Raw genomic sequence first — 7156 nt, 5'->3', positions numbered from 1 at the left:
GATAGAAATATAGCCCGAGAATTAGCCTCATATCTGCTTGACATTGTCGGACTCTCAAATAAGAACGGAATCCTTCCTTCCCAGCTGTCAGGCGGACAGAGGCAGAGAGTTGCAATAGCCCGTTCCCTGGCTGTAAACCCGCCTATAATCCTGGCAGATGAGCCCACAGGAAAACTGGACAGCAAGACTGGTGATTATATTCTGGATTTTCTGGATGGGCTTAACCAAAGAGAAGGTAAGACGATTATTATTGTTACTCATGACGTCGAACTTGTAAGATATGCAACAAGGGTTGTGTACATACGAGACGGTGAGATTGAAAAAATCGAGACCCGTCCTAAAAACGAACCAGGTATGAAAAACGAACGAGGTACAAAAAATGAAGAAAATCTGAGTTGAGGAATTAAAATGAAAAAGTTCTCCTTGCTAAAAATAATACTATTGTTTTCAGTATTCATATGCCTCGGATCTGGAACAGCACTTGCTTCTAATGGTGATATAAAATCTGCATATTTGGAGGTAAACCTGACAAATCAGAACCCTGATGCTGCCCGTCCGGGAGAACCTGTTGAGCTCACTGTCAGCGTGCAAAACGTAGGAAACGCTGACCTGAAAGATATTGCTGTCACGGTTAACCCTGAATATCCTTTCAGTAAGGTTTCCGGAGAAGATCTCACAAAAAAGGTCTCTTACCTGAATGCACGGCAGGATGATGACGATGCAGCAGTCCTTAAGTTCAAGCTTATTACAGATGCCAATGCTTCAGAAGGCACATATGATATCGATATTACCACTACTGCTAAAGAAAGTGGCTCCTCGTCAAACACGATTACCACTACAAAAACCATCCATCTCGAGGTAAGGGGCAAGGAATACGCTCAGATTGTTACCATAAATAAGGCAAGTATTGACATTGCAAAAGAAGAGCCTCTGGAATTCATAATAACAAATACCGGAAATTCACCTTTGAAAAACATGGTGGTTTCCTGGAAAGACCCAAAAGGGATAATTTTGCCAGTATATTCGGATAACACAAAGTACATCAAATATCTGGCTGCAGGAGACTCCGTAACCGTTGCTTACTCGGTAATGGCAGATGTAAATGCAGACCCTGGACTTTATACTCTGGACGTAAACCTCAGTTTTGAAGACTATAATTCAAATGAAAAAAATATACGGACTACAGCAGGGCTTTTCGTTGGTGGAGAAACCGACTTTGATGTTTCTTTTTCGGAAAGTGACCAGGGAGAAATTTCTCTTTCAGTTGCAAATGTAGGAAACAACATGGCATATTCCGTGAAAGTCTCGATCCCTGACCAGGATGGGTACAGGATTTCAGGAAGTTCCTCAACAATTGTAGGAAACCTTGAGAAAGGAGACTATACAATTGCATCTTTTAACATTGCAAACACACAGCAGGATGCTATGAATGCGGAATCCTCATCCGACAATATAAAGTCCAGCGATGAAAGCGAAAATATAACTTCTACTTCCATGGATTCTAATCCTCTAAAAGTCCAGATTGAATATACGGATGCAAAAGGAGAACGAATAAAGGTTGATAAAGAAGTAAAGCTCGAAATGGACTCTGGGAACATGACTGCACAGGGATCAGGAGGGTCAGGCAATAAGAGTAGTGGATTTGGGTCATACCTATCCTATATTGTGATAATAGCTCTTGCAGGAGGAGCATTCGTATACAGGAAGAAAATCAAGGAAAAACTGCAGGGCAGAAAAAATAAGTAATCCGGAAAAAACCCCTTAGACTCCTAAAGTCTGAATAAGCAGCATCACAGAAGAGATCATCATTAACAAATACAGGCATGGGATTAGAAACACATGGGATTAGAAACACATGGGATTAGAAACACATGGGATTAGAAACACATGGGATTAGAAACACAAGCCTTCTCTAAAAGGAGATGACTACAACCCTTTTGAAAAATGGCTTGCCCGCAACCCTTTTCAGAAAAGGCTTGACCGAAAACCCCAAGGACCATTTGAGTTTTATGAACTTATCCCCAAATCCTATCGGCGTGATCAACCGGCGCAACGGTTGAGAGCAAAACAAAGGAAGAATGCAGAATGAGAAACTCAACCTACCTGAAAATGGGTCTGAACATGCTTGTGCATAGCAAGCTCCGAAGTTGGTTGACCATTATCGGGATAGTTATAGGAGTCGGATCTGTTGTTGGCATTGTCTCTTTAGGGGACGCCATGCAAGAGCAGGTTCAGAGCAGGCTTGCCGAGATGGATCTGACAAAAATTACAATAAGCCCGGGGTATACCAAGGCATCATCCAATGTAAATAGTGGTCCTCCTGGTATGAGAAGTGTTTCATCGACAGATTCCGAATTGACGGACGATGACATTGATGCACTCCAGGGTCTGGATAGTATACAGTATATATCCGGAGAAATTTCCGGCAGTGAGGGGGTGAAATATGCAGGAGAAACTGCAACCCTACCGATTAAAGGTGTTGACCCTCAGGTCTGGAAGTATACGACTACTCTGAAAACACAATCCGGAAGATTGCTTGAACCGGCTGATAAGTATGTTGCAGTCATAGGAAGCAGTGTTGCCAGTGAAACTTATGATCACGACATTGGAGTCAACCAGGTAATAACAGTGAACAACAAATCCGTGCGAGTTGTCGGAATCCTGGAAGAAGAAGGCATGGGAGATGACTCAAGGATCTACATGCCAATTGATGGAGCAGTAGATCTTATTGAGGATGCCGAAGACGATGTTTATGATAGCATCACGGTAAAAGCCAAGAATGAAGATCTTGTGGACGAACTAACGGATGATATTGAAAAAAAGCTCATGGTCTCAAGGCACATTATCCAGAAAGATGATCAGGACTTTTCCGTGACAGCTTCAAAGTCCATGGCTGAATCTGTTACCGAAATGATGAGTTCAATGACGCTTTTCCTGGGGGCCATTGCAGCTGTTTCCCTGCTTGTGGGAGCCGTAGGCATTGCCAATACCATGTTTACCTCTGTCCTTGAAAAAACAAAGGAAATAGGGACTATGAAAGCCATTGGGGCAAAAAACAGGGATATCCTTATGATTTTCCTTTTTAATTCCGCAATGGTAGGCCTTGTTGGTGGTATCCTTGGAGTTGTTCTGGGATCCTTTGTTTCATCTGGGCTCCAGATGATGATGGGAGGCGATATGACTGGAGGGGGTAGTGGAGTAAGCTTTTCTTTGATGCTTGAAGGCCTTACTCTTGCAGTTTTGATAGGAGTGATCTCTGGAGTAGTGCCAGCGTACAGGGCCTCGAAATTAAAGCCTGTGGATGCATTAAGGTACGAGTAAATGGAAACGGAAGGAATAAACAGAAAAGGAAGGACTAACCAGAAAAGGAAGGGCTGATTCCCTTTCTTATTATCTGCTTTGCTGGAATCAGTGGATTTCTGCTGGCAAGGAAAAAAGGTTATGGTCTAAGTTGTTAAAAGTCATAACCTTTGGAAGTTCTTTTATATTTTTTTAAAAAACAGGCAAAGGTGCTCGTTTTTCATAATTGATCCGTGACTCATGTATAAGACCTCTTTATCCAGCAATTGAGACTTGACGCGACACTGGAATGGGTCCTGAAATTCTAATTGCAGGGTCATTTTTCTTTGTTTTTGAGCAGCCATTCGGAATATTTGTCAGGGGCAAAGGAAATGTCTCTTATTTTAGGCCTTAAGCTCCTTTTGAAAAAAATTTTCCCACGAATAATACTTTATTGAGATTTTATTTGACGTTTATAGAATAATTAAAGATTAAATTAACAAAATACCTCTTAGAAAAGCTTCATTGATAAATTAATTCTCTAGATTTCCCTGTTTTTAGCTAAGTATGCTTATATTATTAAACGCCAATGAGGGGATCGGTTGCCTCCAATCCTGTTGAGCGGCTGGAAAATAAAATGTCCTATATAAGACAGGTGTTTTGCCCATCTCAAACACCTATCTCAGATAGGTTTTCAACCCCATGTAAGAGTTGCTCAATTTAGTTAATTACAGTGGAAAAGAAAAAACTGAAACGGAACACCCAAAAACAGGACCTCGCCACAAGGGACATCAAGTCTATCACTTGAAAACCAGGTGTTCTCCATTGTAATAACGAAAGGAGGCAGCCAGCAAAAAGACTACACTCCAGAAAATGAGGTACTATGCATTTCGATGGTGCCTCAAAAACGAATCAAGCCACAGGTCTAATTGGATCATATAGGTGATCTGATTAGACCCGATTATACCCACTAGGCAGATAGGCAGTAGCATAACTCATAAAAATAACTCCTAAAATGGACATTTAATATCAACCTGAAAATAGAATTTCAGTCTTTAAAATTTACCAAAAAACCTTTCGACTGCATCATAAAATCAGTCACGGAAACGATGGAAATCATGCATCAGAAAAATAAAAACTCAAGCTACTTTGAAAAGGTCAAGCTCAAATATGACTAACTTTTAGAGGTTTTGTATGACACTCACTGGAATAATAGATTCTCTTAAAACGATATTGAATCCCTCAAAAATTATAAACTCGCTTGAAGAAGCAGCGAGTTTCACTGGTTCATCTGAGAGTGATTCCGAAGAGGATCTAAAAATCAATCCTTACTTTGATTCCGGAAACGGTGCTACTAGCAGTTCCAAAGCGGCAAGGATCTCTCAAAACAAAGATGAACCTCTTATCAAACTGACCAATGTGTGGAAAATTTATCAGATGGGGGARGTTGAGTTTGCAGCCCTTAAAGGAATAAATCTTGAAATTTACGAAGGTGAATTTCTGATCATTCTTGGTCCCAGTGGAAGTGGAAAAAGTACRATGATGAATCTGCTGGGCTGCCTGGATATACCATCAAAAGGCACTGTTTGCCTGAATTCTAAAGATATCTCAGAACTTGACGAATCCGAACTCGCCATTATCCGAGGACAGATGATTGGTTTCATATTCCAGAGCTTTAACCTCCTCTCCACACTCAGTACAGAAGAAAACGTGCTCTTACCTATGGAATTTCAGGAAGATGATGGACAAATGGCCCGACAAAAAGCCTCATACCTGCTTGACATTGTCGGACTCTCAAATAAGAAAGGAAACCTTCCTTCCCAGCTTTCAGGYGGACAGAGGCAGAGAGTTGCAATAGCYCGTTCCCTGGCTGTAAACCCGCCTATAATCCTGGCAGATGAGCCYACAGGAAACCTGGACAGCAAGACTGGTGATTATATTCTGGATTTTCTGGATGGGCTTMACCAAAGAGAAGGTAAGACGATTATTATTGTTACTCATGACGTCGAACTTGTAAGATATGCAACAAGGGTTGTGTACATAAGAGACGGTGAGATTGAAAAAATCGAGACCCGTTCTAAAAACGAACCTGATACGAAAAACGAGTCTGATACGAAAAACGAGTCTGATACGAAAAACGAGCCTGATACGAAAAACGAGCCTGATAAGAAAAATGAACCAAGTATAGAAAACGAACCAAGTATAAAAAACGAACCAAGTATAAAAAACGAATCAAGTATAGAAAATGAACCTTATATGAAAAACGAGCCAAGTATAGAAAATGAACCTTATATGAAAAATAAACCTGATACGAAAAACGAACCCGATACGAAAAACGAACTTGATACGAAAAACGAACCCGATACGAAAAACGAACCCGATACGAAAAACGAACCCGATACGAAAAACGAACTAAATACAGAAAATGAACCAAGTATAAAAAAAGAATCAGATCTGGAGTGAGGAATAAAAATGAGAAAATTTTCTTTGCTAACATTTTTACTACTGCTTTCAACGTTCCTATGCCTGGGAGCAGGCACAGCGCTGGGAGCATCAAACGGTAACATAAACTCTGCCGCTGTGCAGGTAAATGTAACTAATCAAAACCCTGATACTGCCAGGCCTGGAGAGCCTGTTGAACTTACTCTCAGCGTGCAGAATATAGGAAACAATAACCTCAAAGACATTAAGGTTACACTCAATCCGGAATATCCTTTCAGTAAACTTTCCGGAGAAGACCTTGAAAAAAGTATCTCTTATCTAAATGCAAGACAGGAAGATGATGATGCTGGAGTTCTTAAATTCAAACTCATGACCGATTCCAACGCATCTGAAGGCACGTATGATCTTGATATAGTCACCACTTATACGAGTGGATCAGGGTCTGATGAAAAGACTTACACTACTACAAAAACAGTTCAGTTAGAGGTTCAGGGTAAAGAATATGCTCAGGTTGTGACCGTAAGCAAGGCTGATATTGATATAGCAAAGGAAGAACCTCTAGAGTTTATTGTTACGAACACAGGGACTTCATCTTTGAAAAACCTGGTTTTCTCCTGGACTGATCCTAAAGGCGTGGTTTTGCCTGTATACTCTGATAACACAAAACACATCAAATCTCTGGAAGCAGGTCAATCAGTAACCGTTTCTTACTCGGTAATGGCCGATGTGAATGCAGATCCGGGACTTTATACCTTGAATGTGAATCTTTCGTATGAAGATGCTGACTCTAATTCGAAAAATATTCAGACCACAGCAGGACTTTTTGTAGGAGGAGCAACGGATTTCGATGTTTCATTCTCGGAAACTAGTGCAGGAGAGACTTCCTTTTCAGTTGCAAATGTAGGTAATAACATAGCATATGCTGTGAAAGTATCCATTCCAGATCAAGATGGGTACAAAGTTTCAGGAAGTTCGTCAACAATTGTAGGAAATCTGGAGAAAGGAGATTACACAATTGCTTCATTTGATGTTTCGAATTCACAGAGTGGTGCAGGAGGAAATACAACCGAAAATAGCCCAGGAACGCCTCCAGATTCTTCACAAGATAGTGCTAGCGGTGCAAGCTCAACCTCTATGAGTTCCTCCGATCCACTGAAGGTCCAGATTGAGTATACGGATGCAAAAGGGGAAAGGGAAACTGTTACTAAAGAAGTTAATCTCGAAACTACAACATCAGGAAATATGACTGCAGCAGGAGGTCCGGGAGGCCCAGGTAGTAGCGGTGGAATTAGTTCGTACCTGCCATACATTGGCCTGCTTGTCCTTGCAGGTGGAGTATTCGTTTATCGCAGGAAGATACACGAAAAGATACAGGCAATGAAAGCAAAAAAAGCCGGGTACAAAAAGCCTGAAGACCAGAAGATCTAAAAAAAAG

4 protein-coding genes and 1 pseudogene are annotated in these 7156 nt (G+C 41.0%); all 5 read left to right on the top strand.

What is annotated here, in order from left to right:
- Positions 1–399, top strand: a 399-nt coding sequence (locus FXW07_RS03505) for an ATP-binding cassette domain-containing protein (RefSeq protein ID WP_229393768.1), incomplete at its 5' end; no start/stop codon positions are given.
- A gap of 9 nt (positions 400–408) precedes the next feature.
- A complete protein-coding gene (locus FXW07_RS03500) occupies positions 409–1746 on the top strand; it encodes a COG1361 S-layer family protein (protein ID WP_229393767.1) in 1338 nt (445 codons plus the stop codon).
- A gap of 339 nt (positions 1747–2085) precedes the next feature.
- A complete protein-coding gene (locus FXW07_RS03495) occupies positions 2086–3321 on the top strand; it encodes an ABC transporter permease (RefSeq protein WP_229393766.1) in 1236 nt (411 codons plus the stop codon).
- A gap of 1152 nt (positions 3322–4473) precedes the next feature.
- Positions 4474–5364 (top strand): annotated as a pseudogene (locus FXW07_RS03490) (ABC transporter ATP-binding protein); the annotation flags it as partial.
- Between the two features lie 387 nt (positions 5365–5751).
- Entirely contained in the window at positions 5752–7149 is a 1398-nt protein-coding gene (locus FXW07_RS03485; RefSeq protein WP_229393765.1) for a COG1361 S-layer family protein, read from the top strand.
- Positions 7150–7156 lie beyond the last annotated feature (7 nt).

Origin of the sequence: Methanosarcina sp. DH1 (assembly GCF_020804205.1) — an archaeon.
GTDB lineage: Archaea > Halobacteriota > Methanosarcinia > Methanosarcinales > Methanosarcinaceae > Methanosarcina > Methanosarcina vacuolata.
This window is presented reverse-complemented; position numbering and strand designations above follow the sequence as displayed.

Excerpts from the sequence above, each read along its gene's own strand:
- FXW07_RS03485 (WP_229393765.1), top strand. The coding sequence starts at position 5,752 with ATGAGAAAATTTTCTTTGCTAACATTTTTACTACTGCTTTCAACGTTC.
- FXW07_RS03500 (WP_229393767.1), top strand. The coding sequence starts at position 409 with ATGAAAAAGTTCTCCTTGCTAAAAATAATACTATTGTTTTCAGTATTC.
- FXW07_RS03495 (WP_229393766.1), top strand. The coding sequence starts at position 2,086 with ATGAGAAACTCAACCTACCTGAAAATGGGTCTGAACATGCTTGTGCAT.